Raw genomic sequence first — 18,543 nt, forward strand, 5'->3', positions numbered from 1 at the left:
AAGGGAACTTCTAACAAAGTTCCCAGCGCGATGTGCGCGAAAATCGGTGCTGGATCAAGGAATTTTGAGCCTGTTCCATCGGCCGCACCGGAAATTCACTCCCGCAGCGCCGCGGAGATGGCGTCGAGGCCGCCGCTTAGTTCGGCCTCGGTCGGCCAACCGAATCCGACGCGGAAGAAGCGCTTCTCCATTTCGAACCAGTGGCCGGGTCCGACATAGGTGCCATGGTTTTCCAGCAGGTTCACATAGAACCGGTCGAGGTCGAAGCCGGGATCGACATTCAGGCGCGGGAAGCCGACGACGCCGCCTTCAGGTCGCACCCAGTCGACCAGCGGCTCGCGGTCGATCCAAGCCTGGACGATGTCGCGGCGCCTGGCCATTTCCGGCAGCAGCGTCGCCAGGAACGCATCCCGGCGCTGCAGCATGCCACGCGCAATACCCTCGTCGATGACGCTGCCGCAGATGCCGATCTGCTCCTTGGCGGCGAGGAATTTTTCCTGAAGGTCAGCATCCCTTGTGATCAGCCAGCCGATGCGGATGCCGGGAATGCCGAAGGCCTTGGACAGCGACGAGACGCTGATTGCCTTCGGGCTCAGGGACGCAGCCGCCGGCAGGCGCTTGCCATAGGAGAGGTCGCGATAGGTCTCGTCGACCAGCAAATGGCAGTTGCTGCTTTCGGCAAGCGCCACCAGCGCGTCGAGTTCGGCTCGGTCCATCATCGTGCCGGTCGGGTTGTGCGGACAAGTGACGCTGATCAGCCTGGTGTTCGGCTGGATCGCCGCGGCGACTTTGCCGACATCGATGGCGAAGCCTTTCTCGAAGGCCAGGTCGACAAAGCTGATGGCACAGCCGATCGCCCTTGGGGTTTCGATGTTGGTGGCGTAGTTGGGCCTGATGACGACCAGATGATCGCTCGCCGACAAAAGCGAAGTCGAGATGATGAACAGGGCGCCGGCGGCACCGGCCGTGACCAGCACATCGTCAGGCGAAACGCCGCTGTCCTGCATTGCGATCAGCGCGCGCAGCGCCTTGTCGCCGCGATGCTCGCCATAGAAAAGCGTGAGATCGGGCAGCGACAGGTCGATGTCGGAGAGTTTCTGGTCGGCGATCGAGCTTTCGGAGAGATTGTAGAGGATCCGGTCGTAGCCGTATTCTTCCGGCGCCTCTTTCTCGATCACCATCCTTGTGTAGTTCATGGCTTCCCCCCAAAGAATCCGTCCGATTCATCCAAGCCACAAAAACATGAAGCCTGCCAAGGCGGATTCGCCGGCAGGCTCCAATCAATCCATTGGCTCAGCCTATTGGCTCAGCGCGGAATTCCCTCAGGCCGAAGCCTTGGCCTTCCTGCCCTTGACGGCCGGCTTCGGGGCGGCCTTGCGGCCGAGGCCGATCGACTTCGCCAGCAGCGAACGCGAGGCTGCATAATTGGGGGCGACCATCGGATAGTCCGAAGGCAAGCCCCATTTGGCGCGATAGGCATCCGGCGTCAGGCCGAAATGCACGCCGAGGTGACGCTTCAGCGATTTGAACTTCTTGCCGTCTTCGAGGCAGATGATGAAGTCCGGTGTCACCGATTTCTTGGGGTTGACCGCCGGGACCAGCGGCGGCGCCACCGGGACCACCGGCTGGCCGAGCCCGCTTATCGAAGCACTGACGCTGGCGATGAGATCGGCCAGACCGGAAACGGGCAAGCGGTTCTTCTCGACATAAGCGGACACGATGTGAGCGGTCAGCTCGAGCAGGTCGATGTCTTTACGGGCGCTGTTGCTATCGTCGGTCAATCTATCTCTCCGTCTAGAGCGAATGACCCGAAAATCGGATTCGATTCCCGGAAAAGGTCATGCGCAAAATCAAAATGCTACGGCGTCCTTTGTGCATCCACGGGACGGGCGGCGTTATTGTGGCGCGAAATTCCTAGTCGGCAAATCTGCGCAGCGCAATGACTTGATGCCGCGGCACACGTTATTTTGAACAACTATATTAAACAATAACAATATCAGACTATCAGCGCCTTGTCGCGCCACAGACGAAATCCGCCTTCGAAGGCGCGTGTGTTGTCGCCGCGCCGGCTGTCGACGGGCAATTCATCGAGCTTGTCGACATTGCCGCCGCCAATGACGACATAGTCAGGCTGCATGGCGGCGCGGAGCCGATCGACGACGTCGAAGACATATTTGCGCCATTTCTTCTTGCCGCGTTTTTCCAGGCCGCGTTCGCCGACATAGTCCTCGAAGCTCTTGCCGTTCTTGTAGGGAAGGTGGGCTAGTTCCATTGGCTGGGCGACGTTGTCGACGATCATTGCCGCGCCTAGGCCGGTTCCCAGCCCGACGAACAGCATGCGACCGCCCTCATAGCTGCCGATGGCCTGCATCAGCGCATCATTGACCACCTTCACCGGCTTGCCGAACTGCGCGGCGAAATCGTAGCCGGCCCAACCCTTGCCGAGATTGGCAGGGTCGATGAGCGGCCTGTTGTGGTTGACCGGGCCGGGGTAGCCCATGGAGACGACGTCGTAGGACAGGCCCTCGGCAAGCTTCTTGACGGCGTCGATCATCTGCTGCGGCGTCAGGCCAGGTCCGGAGTCGGCGCGGCGCTCCGCGCCGCCGGCACTGCTGAGGATCTTGACATGCGAGCCGCCGATATCGATCGAAAGCACGATCTTCTCGGGGCTCGATGCTGGTTGTTTCACCGCCTTGGCCATCGCGTCACCTCCACTCACTTTACCGGATCGATCCAGCCGTTGGGCGGCCCGAACCCGGCCATCACGTCTGCCGGACCCCATGTGAGCGGCTCATATAGGTGGGGAGGCGTGGTGTCGCCGAGCACCGGGCCGACGATGCGCCAGGCCAGTTCGCTGGCGTCCTGGCGGGTGAACAGCTGGCCGTTGCCGTTCATGGCATCGCCGATCAGCCGCTCATAGGGCGGCATGTCGCTCTTGCTGTCGTCGAGCGCCGTCAGCTCGACCTGTTCGCCGATCATGTCGTCGCCCGGCGCCTTGCGCTGGGCGCCGACGGCGATGACCACCTGCGGATCGATGCGGAAGCGGACGTAGTTCTGGTCGGCGGGCTTGATTGGGTCGAAGACGTCGAGTGGCGGCCGCTTCAGTCGCACCACCACCTCGGTGACATGCACGGGCATGTTCTTGCCGGCACGGATGAAGAACGGCACATCCTGCCAACGCCAGGTGTCGACGAAGAAACGCACCGCCGCAAAGGTCTCGACCGGTGAGTTCGGCGCTACGCCGGGTTCCGCGAGATAACCGGTGAACTGGCCGCGCACGACATCGTCTTTCGTCAAAGTGCGGATCGCCCGCAGCACCTGCACCTTCTCGTCGATCAGGTCGTCGGCCGAACGGCCGACAGGCGGCTCCATGGCAAGCAGCAACAGGATGTTGAGCAGGTGGTTCTCGATGACGTCCCTGATGCAGCCGACATCGTCATAGAAGCGGCCACGCCCCTCGACGCCGAAATCCTCGGCCATGGTGATCTGCACGCTCTCGACGAAGTTGCGGTTCCAGATCGGCTCGAGGAAGGAATTGGCGAAGCGGAAATAGAGCAGGTTCTGGATCGCTTCCTTGCCGAGATAGTGATCGATGCGGAAGATCGACTGTTCGTCGAACACAAGATGCAGCACCCGGTTCAGCCAGCGCGCCGATTGCAGATCGTGGCCGAAGGGCTTTTCCACCATCAGCCGTGCGCCCTGCGCCGTGCCCGATTGCTCAAGCCCCTGGACGACGGTCTCGAACATCGTCGGTGGCACCGCCATGTAGTGCAACGGCCGCTGAGCCGTGCCGAGCGCGGTTTTCAGTTTCTCGAACGTCGCCGGATCGCGGTAGTCGCCGCTGACGTAGCGCAGCAGGGACGCGAACTTGGCGAACACCTTTTCGTCGATCTTGCCGAGCGCACTGACGATGCCGTCGCGGGCACGCGCCTGCAATTGCTTGAGGTCCCAGGCATCGAACGCGACGCCGATCACCGGTTCGGTGAGCGTCCCCTTGGCGACCATCTGGTAAAGCGCTGGAAATATCTTCTTGTGGGCGAGGTCGCCGGTGGCCCCGAAGAGCACCAGCGTGTCCGAGCGTTCCTGGCTCATCAAACTGTCTCCCTTGCCGCCGTCACGAGCCGGCCTTCGGCTTCTCGACATGGCCGCCGAAGGCATAGCGCATGGCGGACAGAAGCTTGTCGGCGAATTCGGATTCGCCTTGCGAGGAGAAGCGGTCGAACAAGGCTGAGGACAGCACCGGCGCCGGCACGCCGGTGTCGATCGCGGCCTTCAGCGTCCAGCGGCCTTCGCCGGAATCCGAGACGCGGCCACCGAAACTCGCCAGCGAGGCGTCGGACTTGAGCGCGCCGGCAGTCAAGTCGAGCAGCCAGGAGCCGATGACGCTGCCATGCCGCCAGACCTCGGCGACATTGGCGAGGTCGATGTCGAATTGGTAGTATTCGGGGTTCTGCAACGGGCTGGTCTCGGCATCGGCGGCGCGCTTGACCTTGCCGGCATTGCCGGCCTTGAGGATGTTCATGCCCTCGGCATAGGCCGCCATGACGCCGTATTCGATGCCGTTGTGGATCATCTTGACGAAATGGCCAGCACCGCTCGGGCCGCAATGCAGATAGCCGAACGGTGCCGTGCCAGCAGCGGCCTTGTCAGGGGCAGGGGCGCCGGCATCGGCGCCGGGCGCGAGCGTGGCGAAGATCGAATCGAGATGCTGGACCGCTTCGTCAGGTCCGCCAATCATCAGGCAGTAGCCGCGGTCGAGGCCCCATACGCCGCCGCTGGTGCCGACATCGACATAGCTGAGGCCCTTGTCCTTGAGCTTTGCCGCCCGGTCGACATCGTCATGGTAGTAGGAATTGCCGCCGTCGATGATGATGTCGCCGGGCTCCATCAGGGCTGCCACCTGGTCGACGATCTTGCCGGTGATCGCCGCCGGCAGCATCAGCCACACACAGCGCGGCTTGGCCAGCTTGCTGACGAATTCCGCCAGGGATGCGGTTCCGGACGCACCGTCGGTAACGAGTGCGGCGACGCTGGCGGGGTTGATGTCGTAGACGACGCATTGGTGGCCGTCGCGCATCAGGCGCCGGACCATGTTGGCGCCCATCCGGCCCAGTCCCATCATTCCGATCTGCATGGTTTCTTCCCTGTTTCCTAGAGATTTGCTGGGTTTGTCGAGGAAGGATCTACTGACTATCCTGCTCGCCTGATATGACGGAGAAGTCGACATTCTCCCAATCGCCGGTCCCGGACCAGAAAAAAGTGAAGATCAGCGTGCTTCCGCCGGGGAGGCTAGCCGTGGGCAGATCGGCGAGATGGATGCCGAAAGCGTTCTCCTCTGTCTGGCTGTCGACGGCGGTCGCCCAGTTGTCGGCGCTCCAGCGGATCGTCGCCGGGGCCAGCAGTTCGACACGCAGCGTCTTGCCGGGCGGCAGCGTGCGGATCTTGTTGTTGAACCGCCACGTCCTGAACGGCGATACCGTCTTGTCCTCGATGTAGCGCTTGACGCCTTGCGGCGGCATGTCGAAGACCGCGCCGTCACGCAGCGAGCGCAACAGCTTGATATGCTCCGAATGAGCCCAGACCAGCGGCATGGCGCTGCCCGAGGGGCCGCCATGCAGCAGTTCATGCTCGGCCAGGTCGGCGCCGTCCCAGACCTGCTCGGGCAGCAGGCCGCCTGGTCCGGCCGAGCCTTCGAGCGCCGCCAGCAGGCTGGCCGCCTTGTCCTTGCGTCCCGCCGCCAGCTCGTAATGGGCGCGTTCGCCGGCCAGCAGCGGCCAGGGCCGGCCCTGGCCGGTGCCGTCGAAGGGCGCGCCATCCACGTGCTCGCCATAGCCATCGCCATTGTAGCGATACCAGAGCGGCCCTTGCGGCAGGTCGCAGCGCAATTGCGCATCGATGACCTTGACCGTGTCGACGATGCGCGGATAGTCCGCGGCCCTCAGGCCGAAGCGGACGAGCGCCAGCGCGTCCGGGCTGACGATTGCCTCGGCGGGCCGGTCGGCGTCGCCGGGCGGCCGGTTCTTGATCGGCACGTAGCCGTCCTTCGGCGAGCCGGCCTCAGCACTGTCGGGCGCCGCGATGCGGACGTAGTAGCCCTCGACGCCGTTTCCCGCACAGAGTGCCGTGCCGGTGACATAGGTCCAGCGCTCGACCTGGTCGTTCCAGACATCGGCGGTCTCGCGCAGATAGGTCACTGCGTCCTGCCTGCCGCAGGCGTCGAGCAGGTCTGCCGCGGCAAGCAGGGCCGCGATCTCGACGGCCAGCGTGAACGGGCTGTAGCCGGCATCTTCCTCCCAGCGGTCCTCGCCGGTGACGGGTCCGTTGCGCACGACATAGCTGGCGGCGCGCTCGATCATCGGCTGGAAGGCGGATAGCCTGGCGCGCGGCAGGTGGCCTGCGCGGTGCAACGCGTCGGCCAGCAGCAGCGGGAAAGCGCATTCGTCCATCTGGATGCCGGGCCAATAGGCTGACCCGTTGAGCCAGGCGTTCTGCGGCCAGTGGCCGTCGGGCTGCTGAATGGAGCGGAGATAGTCGAGGATTTGCAGAGCTGACGCAGCATCGCCGGCGGCGAGAAAACCACCGGCCGTCTCGACCAGATCGCGCGGCCAGACCAGATGGTAGCCGCCGAGGTCGTCGTCGCCCTTGTTGAAGCCCCACGGGATCGACAGGCTGGCGACCGCAGCGCCAGGTATGGCGATCGACCGGTGCGTCGCCAGGACCGCGGTCGAGACGCGATAGGAGTTGATCCCCGATGCGCCATGCCGGTCCAGCGGCAGCAGGCCCTTTTGCCACTTGCGCCATGTCTCGATGTAGGATTTCGCCGCGGGTTCAAAACCCCGCTTCAGGCTGGCGAAGGCATTTTCGGCCGCCTCGTCGGGCGTCGCGCCAAAGCCCAGCGCGAGCAGAGCCTTTGTCTTGGCGGCGGAGAAGCCAATCTCGCCGGTCAGCGCGACATTGCCGTCTTCGGCCCGTTGGCAGGCTGGATCGAGCCCGCCGGTGTTGTGGAGTTGCTGCCAACCGTCGGAGACGCCGACATATCCGGCCGAGCAACTTCGCCAGGGCAGTGACGAGGCCAGCGCCAGGCAGGTGCCCCGCCCCGCGGCGAACAGAACAGGCCTTCCCTTGTGGTCGCCAACCCAGGCGGTGTTGCCCATGCCGGCATTGACCAGGTGCGGCGCCAGCAAGGCGTAGACGCGGTAGTCGCTGGCGGCGCCCTTGAGCGCCGTGAAGGTGATCTCCTGCAGCAGCGTGGGCCGGGCCGGGTCGGCGAGGATGCGTTTCTCGATCCGGTAGGTGCCGTCGGCGGCCGTGTTGACCAGCCTGTAGGCAGGTACGCCCTCCTCGAACGGTTCAATGGCGTGCACTGCGTCGCGCTTCTCTTCGGAGAAATAGCCGTCGTGGCCGGTGACGATCAGGCCGAGGTCGCGCGTGCAGGCACTGTCCAGGCGCGGATAGTAGATCTCGTTGAGGATGCCATGGCTGATCGTGAACCAGATCTGGCCGGTTGGCGAAAGGGACGTTCCGACGCCGCTCTTGGCGCTTGACGTCCAGCGAGCCGGAATTCCCGGGGCGCCCGGAGCAACGGTTGGCGTCACTGGCATTCTGTTGCGGTCTCCTGGCCCCTTCCCTAGACCAGGACGCGAACCCTTTTCAATCATTGCACCGCAAGTTGATCGGACCCGTCAATGGAGCTGTCGTTGACAGCGGCGCCGGCCTGCGTCCACTATTCCCGGCACGGGAGGATCGCGAAGCCATGCCGGAGGTGTCCCTGGTCCTGATCGACCGGTTGCTGGCGATTTCGGCGGCGCTTGCCGGCCATATCGATCCCGGCACGGCGTTCCGCGCGACAGCCATCGAGATCGGCACGCTGATTCCACACGATCACATGGATCTGGCGGTACTGTCGCATGACGGGCGCAGGCATGCCTGTTATGAAGCCGGCTTCCACACCAGCTGGAGCGAGCTTGCCCAGCATCCGCTGCCGACCGAAGTCAGCCCGATCCGCTCGGTGCTGTGGGGCGAGGTGCCTTATCTGCTTGCCGATGATGCGCTGGGTGACCAGCGCTTCCATTTCGCCACGGCCATCGACGGACCGATCTTCGCCGCCAGGCTGCGCAGCCGCATCGTCGTGCCGCTCAGGGCGCGCGGCGGCATCATCGGCGCCCTCAACATCAGCCGGCACGAGGTTGGCTGCTACACGCTTGCCGATGTCGCGGTCGCCCAGCAATGCGCCGATCTGATCGCGCCCTATATCTTCGCGCTGATCCAGACCGAGGAGGCGCGCCGCGCAATGCTTGCCGAGAGCGAGGCGCGCAACCGCGTCGAACTGTTGCGGGTCGGCGCCTCGCAGCTGACCGAAGGCATGGAACGCGAACGCCGGCGTATGGCGATGGACTTGCACGACCAGACGCTTGCCGACCTCGCCCGCATCGCGCGCCAGCTTTCGGCCTTGCGCGGCCAGGGTGTGGCGCGGGCGGCGCAGCTTGCCGATCTCGAACAGGAGGTCGCCGGCTGCCTGACGGAACTGCGCCACATCGTCGACGACATGCGGCCGAGCGTGCTCGAACTGTTCGGCCTGCGCGACGCGGTCGAGGCGCATCTCAACCGCAGCGTCGCCAGAGCCAAGCCGCCGATCGCCGTGCGCATTGCCGACACCAGCGACGGCAGCGCCGACAGCCTGCCGGAGCCTGTCCGCACCGCGCTCTACCGGATCGTCCAGGAAGCGATCAACAATGCGGTTCGCCACGCCGCGCCGCGCCGCATCGATGTGCTGCTGGCGTCGACCGCGAGCGTGCTGCGGGTGATCGTCACCGATGACGGCCAGGGTTGCGGCACCGTCGATCCGGCCGCTCATGGCGGCATTGGCCATATGCATACGCGGGCCGCGCTGATCGGAGCGCGGCTGCGCATCGGGCAAGCCGGCCGCAAGAGCGGCGGCACCCGTGTCGTCGTAGAGATTGACCGCCAGCCGTCCCGGGATTTGCCGGATACGGCGGCTGCAACGGGACCGGGTCAGCTCGCCGTGTCGGAGGCCATGTAATGCTTGTGATGATCGCCGAGAATGACGGGCTGCACCGCACATTCGCGCGCCGCACCGTCGAGCAATTGTGGCCTGGCGACGTCGAGGTGATCGAGGCGAGCGACGGCGAGGATGCCATCAACCTGGCGGCCGAGCGCGAGCCGCCGCATGTCGTGCTCGACCTGCAGATGCCGAAGGCGACCGGGATCGAGGTTGCCAGGGCGATCTGGAACCGCCGCGCCGGCACCCACATCCTGTTCTGGTCCAATTTCGCCGATGAGGCCTATGTGCGCGGCGTGGCACGCATCGTGCCGCCGGGCTCGGTCTATGGCTATGTGCTCAAATCGGCGACGGAGGAGGGTATGCGCTCGGCCCTGCGCGGCGTTTTCCGCGAAGGCCATTGCATCATCGACCGCGAGATCCGCGGCATCCAGCACCGCGTCCAGGACAAGTTCGAGGGCATCACCGACGGTGAATACGAAAGCCTGATCGACATCGCGCTCGGCCTGACCGACCGGGCCATTGCAGCACGCCGCGGCCTGTCGATCCGCGGTGCGCAGAGCCGCATCAAGCATGTCTATGACAAGCTCGGCATCGTGCCGGCGGAGGACGGCGCCGGCGATGCTTCCGTGTTCAACTCGCGGACGCGGGCGATCTATCTCGCCATGGCGCGCGGCCTGATCAACATCGACGCGCTGCGCCGCGAGCAGGACCGGCTCGACGCCTGGCTGGCACAGGTGTCGCCCAATCCCTGATCCCGTCTGGCGGACTGTGCAAATGCACAGTCGGCCGTGCGCTTTGACCCGTATCGCCGCGCCCGCGCCGCAACTACGCTCGACCCATAAAAAGACCATATCGGGGAAGCGCTCATGCCATTCGTCACATTGCGGATTCGCACGGCTGTTCGCGTCGCCGGGAGCCAGTGATGTCGGTGTCGGCGCGCGCCCGCCATTCCGGCTTCGACGACGTCGTCGGCGATGGGACCATCGAAACGCTGGCGAGCGGCTTCGGCTTCCTCGAAGGACCGGTGTGGCATCCTTACGAGAAATGGCTGGTCTTTTCCGACATTCCGGAAAGCCGCATGTATCGCCGCAGTACCGCCGGCGAGATCGAGCTGTTCCGCGAGCAGAGCCACAAGGCCAATGGCAACACGCTGGACCGGCAGGGGCGGCTTGTCACCTGCGAGCACGCGACAAGCCGGGTGACCCGGGCCGAGCCCAATGGCAGCGTAACCGTGCTCGCCACGCACCACCAGGACAAGCAACTCAACAGCCCGAACGACATCGTCGTTGCCACCGGCGGATCGATCTACTTCACCGATCCGGGCTATGGCAGGGTGGAGTTCTATGGCGTGCCGCGCCCACAGGAACTGTCGTTCCAGGGCGTCTACCGCATCGATGGTGACGGCGCTCAACTGACATTGTTGGCTGACGATTTCGCCCAGCCAAACGGGCTTTGCTTCTCGCTGGACGAGTCGCGGCTGTTCATCAACGACACCGAGCGAGGCCATATCAGAGTGTTCGGCGTCGAGGCGGATGGTGATTTGAACGGCGGTGCGGTGTGGGCCGTGACCGAGGGCGAGGGGCCGGGAGCGCCCGACGGCATGAAGATCGACAGCCGCGGCAATGTCTATTGCACCGGCCCCGGCGGCATCCACGTGTTCGACGCGTCAGGTGCCATTCTGGGCGTCATCCGGACGCCGGAAGACTGCGCGAATTTTACCTTCGGAGACGACGATCTGAGGAGCCTCTACATCGCCGCGTCGACGTCGCTGTACCGGCTGCGGGTGCGCGTGCCGGGATTGAGACTGTTTTGAGACTGGGATTATCCGTGCTCAAATCAGATTGGGAGTGAGGCCGGGGTCAAAGCCGGCAGGAACTGTAGCAGTCAACATCTGGGAGGATTAAGACATGAAGAAACTGTTCGTCTTGGGCGCCTTTGCCGCGATGCTCGCGTCGGGCACGGCACTGGCCGACACCAGTGGCAAGAAGATCGCCTTTTCCAACAACTACGCCGGCAATTCGTGGCGGCAGGCGATGCTCGACAGCTATGGCATCGTCACCAAGAAGGCGGTCGCCGACAAGGTTGTCGGCGCAGCCGATATCTTCACCACCGCCGACAAGGAAGTGCCGACGCAGGCAGCCCAGGTGCAGAACCTGATCCTGCAGGGCTATGACGCCATCGTCATCAACGCCGCTTCGCCGGACGCGCTCAACGGCGCCATCAAGCAGGCCTGCGACGCCGGCATTGTTGTCGTCTCGTTCGATGGCACCGTCACCGAACCTTGCGCCTACCGTGTCGTCGTCGACTTCAAGGACATGGGTAAGCAGGAAGTGGAACAGATGGCCAAGTTCCAGCCCAAGGGCGGCAATCTGCTGGAAATCCGTGGCCTGGCCGGCACCTCGATCGACGATGCCATCCATGCCGGCATCCTCGAAGGCGTCGCCGCCCATCCCGAGTTCAAGATCGTCGGCTCGGTGACCGGCGACTGGGACCAGACGACGGCGCAGAAGGCGGTGGCGACCATCCTGCCGTCGCTGCCCGATATCGTCGGCATCGTCGACCAGGGTGGCGATGGCTACGGCGCGGCACAGGCCTTCGCCGCCGCCGGCAAGCCGCGCCCAACCATCATCATGGGCAACCGCCAGGACGAGTTGCAGTGGTGGAAGGAACAGAAGGACAAGGACGGCTACCAGACCTGGTCGGCGTCGATCGCGCCCGGCGTGTCGTCGCTCGCCTTCTGGGTGGCGCAGCAGGTGCTCGATGGCCGCACGGATATCCCGCACGATCTGCTGGTGCCGTATCTCGCCTTCACCCAGGACGATTTCGAGGCCGAGTTGCCGAAAATCGTCAAAGGCGGCGTCGCCAGCCACGAATACACGCAGGAAGACGCGATCGCGGCCATCAAAGCCAACATCAAGTGAGCGTCGGACAAGCGTTGCCTCCCGGATGATCGAGCGGATATCGTTGAGCATGCCTGAAGGGAACGCCGACATCATCAGACTGAACGGCGCCGAAAAGCATTTCGGCGCCGTTCGCGCACTGGGCGGCGTGGATTTCCACGTCGGCCCCGGCGAGTGCGTCGGCCTCGTCGGCCATAATGGCGCCGGCAAGTCGACCCTGATGCATATGGTGGCGGGCACGCTGATGCCCGACAGCGGCCAGATCCGCGTCCATGGCGGCATCGAGGAGACTTACTCGGTGTCGCGGGCGCAGCAGCTCGGCATACGCTGCGTGTTCCAGGAACTGTCGCTTTGCCCCAATCTCAGCGTCGCCGAGAACACGCGCATCAACCACGCTTCGCTGCGCGGCTTCGGCTGGCGGCGCAAGGCAGCGGATCTGATCGCCGCCAAGCTCGACGAGATTTTTCCTGGGCACAGCATCTCGGCGGGCGACATTGTCGGCGACCTGTCGATCGGCCGGCGCCAGATGGTCGAGGTGGCGCGCGCCTTCACGGTGACGCAGGACCGGCTTGACCTCGTCATCCTCGATGAGCCGACGTCGTCGCTCGACGCCCATACGGCCGGCCAACTGCTGGCCTTCGTGCGCCGCTTCGTGGCCAGCGGCAAAAGCTGCATCCTGATCTCGCATGTGCTGGGCGAGGTGCTGCGGAATGCCGACCGCATTGTGGTGATGCGCGATGGCAAGGTGGTTGTCGCCGACACCGCTGGTGCGTTCGACCGCGACCGGCTGGTGACAGCGATGGGCGGAGCGGAAGCGCGCCAGAAGATCGCGGCGCAGGCCGCTGCCGCCAAGCCGGTGGCCAGTCCGTTGCGGGTGCGGGCGCGACCTGCCGTGCAGAAGGACGGCACCGACCTTGTTGCCTGTGCCGGCGAGATCATTGGCCTTGCCGGGCTGGCGGGCCATGGCCAGACCGACCTGTTGCTGGCGATCTTCGAGGCCGCATCGCGCACCAAGGCCGGTATCGAGGTGACCGCGCCGGTGGCGCTGGTGGCCGGCGACCGCCAGTCGGACGGCATCTTCCCGCAATGGTCGATTGCGCAGAATATCGGGATCCGCTCGCTGGCGCGTTTGCGCAACGGGCTGTTGATCTCGCCGCAGCGCGAGGCCGAGCTCGCTGCATTTTGGCAAAAGAAGATCGGCATCCGTACGCCAGACATGAACAACAACATTTTCTCGCTGTCGGGCGGCAATCAGCAGAAGGCGCTGTTTGCCCGCGCGCTCGGCTCCGACGCGCAGATCGTGCTGATGGACGACCCGATGCGCGGCGTCGATATCGGCACCAAGCTGGAGGTCTACGACCTCGTGCGCGAAGAGGCCAGGAATGGCCGCACCTTCCTCTGGTACACCACGGAAACCGAAGAGCTCGACAATTGCGATCACATCTATGTCTTCAAGAACGGTCGCATCGTCGCCAATCTGCGCCGCGACGAATTGACCGAAGAGAAGATCATCCAGTCCTCGTTCGGCGATGCGGCCTGAGATGACGGCCGCCAGCCTCGAGACCGCCGCCAGGAGTACCGCCGAGCGTGGCGCGCTGGCCCGTGGCCGCCTGCTGCGCGGACTGCTGCCGGCGCTGTCGCTGGCGCTGGTGCTGATCGCGATCGCCTGGCTCAATCCGCGCGCCATCAGCTATTTCGGCTTCAGCCTGATGCTGAACCTGGCGATCCCGATCGCGCTGGCGACCATCGCGCAGATGTTCGTCATCGCCGGCAACGAGCTGGACCTGTCGATCGGCACTTTCGTCGGCTTTGTCGGCTGCGTCACCGCGACGTGGCTCAAGGACGCGCCGCTGATCGGCGTGACCATCCTGCTGGGATCGATCGGCGTCTATGCGCTGCTCGGTGCGCTGATCCATCTGCGCAACCTGCCTTCGATCGTGGTGACGCTGGGCATGAGCTTCGTCTGGCAGGGCTTGGCCATCCTCGTCCTGCCCAAACCGGGTGGCAAGGCGCCGGACTGGCTGCTGGCGTTCATGGCCTTCAAGCCGCCTTTCGTGCCATTCCCGATCATCGCGGCACTGCTGATCGGTCTCATCGTTCACTTCGCCCTGATGCGCACCTCCTATGGCGTGATCCTGCGCGGCTCCGGCGGCAATCCGGCGGCGCTTGGCCGCGCCGGCTGGTCGCTGCTCAAGACCAAGATCGTGCTGTTTTCGCTGGCCGGCCTGTTCGGCGTGCTGTCCGGCATGGCGCTGATTGGCATCACCACCTCGGCCGATGCCAATATCGGCAATGGCTACACGCTGCTGGCGATCGCCGGTGTCATCCTTGGCGGCGGCGAGTTCGTCGGCGGCCGGGTGTCGCCGGTCGGCGCGGTGATCGGCGCACTGACGTTGGCGCTGGCCGCATCGCCGCTGCTCACCTTCATGCACATTCCGCCCGACTGGCAGGTGGCCGCCAACGGCGCCATTCTGATCATCGTGCTGGCGGCCCGCGTCCTGATCAGCCGCAGGGAAAGGTAGCCATGGCCGCGTTGAAACCACTGCTTGCCAAACCCTGGATCTGGTCGTTCCTCGGCGCCTTGCTGGTGTGGCTGGCGACGATCGCCTTCACCGGTGGCTATGGCGCCGGCGGCATGGTCACGGCGGCGCTGTCGCTTGCGGTGTTCACCGTCATTGTCGGCGTCGGCCAGATGTTCGTCATCACGCTCGGTCCGGGCAATGTCGACCTGTCGCTGCCGGCCAATATCGGCCTTGCCAGCGCCGTCGCCATGAAGGTGATGGACGGCAACGATTCCATGATCGTCGTCGGGCTTTTGGCGGCGATCGCCACGGGCGCGGCGATCGGTGCCGCCAACTATCTGCTGATCTGGGCGCTGCGCATTCCGCCGATCATCGCCACGCTGTCGGCCAGCTTCATCATCCAGTCGATCGACATCAGCTATGGGCGCGGGCTGCAGATCAAGCCGCCGCCCGGCTTTGCCGATTTCGCCAACTGGCAGGTGCTGGGCATTCCGGTGATGGCGATCCTCACCGTGCTGTTCACCATCGGTGCGGCCATCGCGCTGCAGCGCATGATCTATGGCCGCTCGGTGCTGGCGATCGGCCAGAACATCCGTGCGGCGTGGCTCGCCGGTGTCAATGTCGGCCGCATCCGCTTCCTCACCTATACGCTGTCGGGCGCGCTCGGCGGCATCGACGGCGCGCTGCTCGCCGGTTATTTCCGGGGCGCCAATGTCGATATCGGCAACGAGTATCTGCTGGCCTCGATCGCCGTCGTCGTCATCGGCGGCACGTCGGTGGCCGGCGGCAAGGCCAATGTCCCCGGTGTCTGGGGTGCGGCGCTGTTCCTGGTGTTGCTTTTGACCATGCTCAACACATTCGGCGTCAGTGCCGGCGTGCGGCTGCTGCTGACAGGGCTGATCATCGTTGGGGTGATCACGGCCGCGGGCGGACAGAAGGCGCTGCGGTAACGACTACGCCGCGATTCCAGAGAGATGATGGCGGCGGAGCTGCCGGCCAACGCCAGGCCCTTCAAGGCCGGTAATCATTGTGCCAGGCCGGCATCCGGTTCCCATCCGCCTCCTGGCGCTGTAAATCCCGTTCGCGCGGCCCGAAGCCGCTCGCCATTGCTGGGAGGTTTGCGTGTCCGATTTCCTGAAGGTCAGCCGCGACGGCGATGTCGCCATCGTCATCATCGACAACCCGCCGGTCAATGCGTTGAGCTTCCACGTTCGCGAGCCGCTGATGCAGGCTCTCGTTGAGTTGCGGGATGATCCGTTGGTTGTGGCCATCGTCATCACCTGCGCCGGCCGGACTTTCGTTGCCGGGGCCGACATCACGGAGTTCGGGAAGCCGGTGCAACAGCCCGAGCTGCGCGCGATCATCGCGGCGTTGGAAACCATAGCCAAGCCGACCGTCGCTGCCATCCATGGCACGGCGCTTGGCGGCGGCCTGGAGCTGGCGCTCGGCTGCCATTTCCGCGTCGCTGACGCCGGCGCAAGACTCGGCCTGCCGGAAGTAAAGCTCGGCCTCTTGCCGGGCGGCGGCGGCACGGTGCGACTGCCGCGCCTCGTCGGCGCGGTGAAGGCACTCAAGATCATCGTTTCCGGGGCGCCGATCGGTGCTGAAGAGGCGCATGCCACCGGTCTGGTCGATGCCGTCTTCGAAGGCGATCTGACCGCGCATGCCGTGAACTTCGCCAGGGAAATAGCCCGCAAGGGTGGTCCCTTCACGCCGGTGCGCGATCGCGATGAAGGGCTCAAGGAAACTGACTTCGTGACTTTCGACGCCGCGGCGGCGGACCTCGCCAAGAAGGCGCGCGGCCTCGAGGCGCCGATCGCGTGCGCGCAGGCGGTGCGCAATGCCGTCACGCTGCACTTCGATGAGGCGCTGGCGGCGGAACGCGCGTTATTCGTGAAGCTTGTTGCCAGCGATCAGTCGCGCGCGCAGCGGCATCTGTTTTTCGCCGAACGCGAGGCGGCAAAGAGTCCAGACAAAGATCTCGTCAAGCGCAGGATCGCTCGCGTCGGCGTCATCGGCGCCGGCACAATGGGCGGCGGCATCGCCATGGCCTTCGCCAATGGCGGCTATCCCGTCACCTTGCTGGAGACAAGCTCGGAGGCGTTGCAACGCGGGCTGGCGACCATCGACAAGAACTATGCCGTCTCCGTCATGCGGGGCTCATTGACCGAAGATGCGAAGCGGCAGCGGCTCGCCCAGTTCACGGGTTCCACCGACTATGCCGATCTCGCCGATTGCGACCTGATCGTCGAGGCGGTGTTCGAGGACATGGCGGTCAAGAAGGAGGTCTTCGGCAAGCTCGACACGGTGGCCAAGCCGGGGGCCGTTCTCGCCACGAACACCTCCTATCTCGACATCAACGAAATCGCCGCCTCGACCTCGCGGCCGCAGGATGTGCTCGGCCTGCATTTCTTCTCGCCGGCCAATGTCATGAAGCTGCTGGAGATCGTCCGGGCCGAGAAGACCGCGCCCGATGCGCTGGCGAGCGTCGTCGACCTGGCGCGGCGGATCGGCAAGGTGGCTGTCGTTGTCGGCGTCTGCCACGGCTTCGTCGGCAACCGCATGCTGGCGGCGCGCGGCTCGGAATCCGAGGCGCTTCTGCTCGAGGGTGCGACACCGCGCCAGATCGACCAGGCGTTCACCGATTTCGGCTGGCCGATGGGGCCGTTCCAGATGGGCGATCTCGCCGGCCTCGACATTGGCTGGCGCAACCGCAAGGCGCGCGGCCAGACGGCCGTGATCGCGGATACGCTGTGCGAACAAGGGCGTTTCGGCCAGAAGACCGGCCGTGGCTACTATCTCTACGAGGCCGGCGCGCGAACGCCGGTTCCGGACCCGCAAGTGGAGGCGCTGATCCGCGACAAGGCCGCCGAGCAGGGCATCGCGCCACGCGCGATCGAGGCGGAAGAAATCATCGAGCGCACGCTCTATCCCCTGGTCAACGAGGGTGCCAAGATCCTGGAGGAAGGGATCGCGGTCCGCGCCTCCGACATCGATGTCGTCTGGGTCAATGGCTACGGCTTTCCCATCGGCAAGGGCGGCCCGATGTTCTGGGCCGGACTTGAGGGGGCGGGCAAGATCATCGAGCGGCTCGAATATTGGCATCAGCGAACCGGCAAGGATGTGTTCAAGGTGGCGCCATTGCTCAGGCGAATGGCCGAGAGCGGTTCATGGGAAGCCGCCGCAGCCTGATCGCGCCATATAGGGCCGCTTATCCCTGGTGTCTCGCCAGCACGAAATCGTGCTCGACCTCCCAGAAGGAGCCGGCGAATTCGAGGCCCTTGGCGCGTGCCGGATCGTCGATGCGCTTGAACTGCGCCAACAGACTCTCCTTCACGCCGAAGACGGCGTCCGAATTGATGTAGGGATCGTCCGGATCGAAGATGTGGGTGGTCAGCGCCTCGAAGCCGTCGGCCTTGAGGATGTAGTGCAAATGCGCTGGACGATAGGGATGTCGGCCCAGAGCGTGCAGCAGCTTGCCGACCGTGCCGTCGTCAGGGATCGGATAGAATTTTGGCTTCACCGCGCGGAACCAGTAGTGGCCATCGGCGCCGGTGCGGAAGACGCCGCGCAGATTGAAGTCGGGCTGGATGCCCTTCTGCTGCACGTCGTAGAAGCCTTCATCATTGGCCTGCCAGACGTCGAGCACTGCATTGGCGATCGGCTTGCCGTCGGTGTCGAGGATGCGGCCATGGATGAACATGTCCTCGCCCTTCTGGTCGAGGCAGATGTTGGCGCCCATCGGCAGTTCCGGCGCGTCGGCGAGATGGAACGGGCCGAGCACCGTCGATTCCGAAGCGCCCGAGGGTTTGCGGTTGTTGATGGCGTCGACCAGCATCGAGACGCCGAGCACATCCGACAGCAGGATGAACTCCTGCCGCCATTCAGTCGACAGCTGGCCGGTCCTGGTCAGGAACAGGATGGCGTCGAACCATTCGTCCTGCGTCGGCTCGATCTCCTTGACCGCCTCGTGCAGCTTGCGGGTGATGACCTCCATCACCGTCCTCAGCCGTTCGCTTTTGGCGTTGGCGTTGCGGCCGGTAACGACCTCGACCGAATTCTCTTCGGTGAAGAAGCCCTTTTCGTGCGCTTCCATCTC

At 64.7% G+C, this 18,543-nt stretch carries 14 protein-coding genes and 2 pseudogenes; 9 read left to right on the forward strand and 7 right to left on the reverse strand.

Features of this window, described 5'->3' with window-relative positions:
- Window positions 1-95: 95 nt before the first annotated feature.
- The 6 genes from AC1RZR_RS06540 to AC1RZR_RS06565 all read right to left on the reverse strand — a co-directional run bounded on the left by AC1RZR_RS06540 (window position 96) and on the right by AC1RZR_RS06565 (window position 7,601).
- Complete coding sequence (locus AC1RZR_RS06540) at window positions 96-1,196, reverse strand: aminotransferase class I/II-fold pyridoxal phosphate-dependent enzyme (RefSeq protein ID WP_481828014.1); 1,101 nt, start codon at window positions 1,194-1,196, stop codon at window positions 96-98.
- 126 nt (window positions 1,197-1,322) lie between these two features.
- A complete protein-coding gene (locus tag AC1RZR_RS06545; protein ID WP_481828015.1) occupies window positions 1,323-1,781 on the reverse strand; it encodes a Ros/MucR family transcriptional regulator in 459 nt (152 codons plus the stop codon).
- 215 nt (window positions 1,782-1,996) lie between these two features.
- On the reverse strand, window positions 1,997-2,701 hold the full coding sequence (locus tag AC1RZR_RS06550) for an ROK family protein (RefSeq protein WP_477268943.1): 705 nt from the start codon (window positions 2,699-2,701) through the stop codon (window positions 1,997-1,999).
- A 14-nt stretch (window positions 2,702-2,715) separates the two neighbouring features.
- Window positions 2,716-4,092, reverse strand: a complete 1,377-nt coding sequence (gene zwf / locus AC1RZR_RS06555) for a glucose-6-phosphate dehydrogenase (RefSeq protein ID WP_481828016.1) — start codon at window positions 4,090-4,092, stop codon at window positions 2,716-2,718.
- A 22-nt stretch (window positions 4,093-4,114) separates the two neighbouring features.
- Window positions 4,115-5,134, reverse strand: a complete 1,020-nt coding sequence (gene gnd / locus AC1RZR_RS06560; protein WP_481828017.1) for a phosphogluconate dehydrogenase (NAD(+)-dependent, decarboxylating) — start codon at window positions 5,132-5,134, stop codon at window positions 4,115-4,117.
- 49 nt (window positions 5,135-5,183) lie between these two features.
- The gene (locus AC1RZR_RS06565) at window positions 5,184-7,601 is read right to left on the reverse strand and encodes a glucan 1,4-alpha-glucosidase (RefSeq protein WP_481828018.1); all 2,418 of its coding nucleotides are present in this window, start codon (window positions 7,599-7,601) and stop codon (window positions 5,184-5,186) included.
- A 152-nt stretch (window positions 7,602-7,753) separates the two neighbouring features.
- Between AC1RZR_RS06565 and AC1RZR_RS06570 the strand changes: the two genes are divergently transcribed.
- From AC1RZR_RS06570 to AC1RZR_RS06610, 9 genes and pseudogenes are all read left to right on the forward strand, one after another.
- Entirely contained in the window at window positions 7,754-9,040 is a 1,287-nt protein-coding gene (locus tag AC1RZR_RS06570) for a sensor histidine kinase (protein ID WP_481828019.1), read from the forward strand.
- Window positions 9,040-9,774, forward strand: coding sequence for a response regulator (locus tag AC1RZR_RS06575; protein WP_477268948.1), 735 nt, complete (start codon window positions 9,040-9,042; stop codon window positions 9,772-9,774). The genes AC1RZR_RS06570 and AC1RZR_RS06575 overlap by 1 nt, the downstream gene beginning before the upstream one ends.
- A 170-nt stretch (window positions 9,775-9,944) precedes the next feature.
- The gene (locus tag AC1RZR_RS06580) at window positions 9,945-10,835 is read left to right on the forward strand and encodes an SMP-30/gluconolactonase/LRE family protein (protein WP_481828020.1); all 891 of its coding nucleotides are present in this window, start codon (window positions 9,945-9,947) and stop codon (window positions 10,833-10,835) included.
- A gap of 94 nt (window positions 10,836-10,929) precedes the next feature.
- Window positions 10,930-11,943 carry a substrate-binding domain-containing protein gene (locus AC1RZR_RS06585; protein ID WP_379094666.1) on the forward strand — a complete coding sequence of 338 codons (1,014 nt, stop codon included), beginning with the start codon at window positions 10,930-10,932 and terminating at the stop codon, window positions 11,941-11,943.
- A 49-nt stretch (window positions 11,944-11,992) separates the two neighbouring features.
- A complete protein-coding gene (locus tag AC1RZR_RS06590) occupies window positions 11,993-13,462 on the forward strand; it encodes a sugar ABC transporter ATP-binding protein (RefSeq protein ID WP_481828021.1) in 1,470 nt (489 codons plus the stop codon).
- Window position 13,463: 1 nt separating this feature from the next.
- A complete protein-coding gene (locus tag AC1RZR_RS06595; protein WP_481828022.1) occupies window positions 13,464-14,444 on the forward strand; it encodes an ABC transporter permease in 981 nt (326 codons plus the stop codon).
- 2 nt (window positions 14,445-14,446) lie between these two features.
- Window positions 14,447-15,394, forward strand: a complete 948-nt coding sequence (locus tag AC1RZR_RS06600) for an ABC transporter permease (RefSeq protein WP_481828023.1) — start codon at window positions 14,447-14,449, stop codon at window positions 15,392-15,394.
- Between the two features lie 172 nt (window positions 15,395-15,566).
- Window positions 15,567-17,189 (forward strand): annotated as a pseudogene (locus AC1RZR_RS06605) (3-hydroxyacyl-CoA dehydrogenase NAD-binding domain-containing protein); the annotation flags it as partial.
- 177 nt (window positions 17,190-17,366) lie between these two features.
- Window positions 17,367-17,636 (forward strand): annotated as a pseudogene (locus AC1RZR_RS06610) (3-hydroxyacyl-CoA dehydrogenase family protein); the annotation flags it as partial.
- A 19-nt stretch (window positions 17,637-17,655) separates the two neighbouring features.
- On the opposite strand, the gene AC1RZR_RS06615 reads toward AC1RZR_RS06610, so the two are convergent.
- Window positions 17,656-18,540: an intradiol ring-cleavage dioxygenase gene (locus tag AC1RZR_RS06615; RefSeq protein ID WP_481828024.1), complete on the reverse strand. Its 885-nt coding sequence runs from the start codon at window positions 18,538-18,540 to the stop codon at window positions 17,656-17,658.
- Between the last annotated feature and the right edge of the window lie 3 nt (window positions 18,541-18,543).

The organism is Mesorhizobium bavaricum (genome assembly GCF_056781655.1).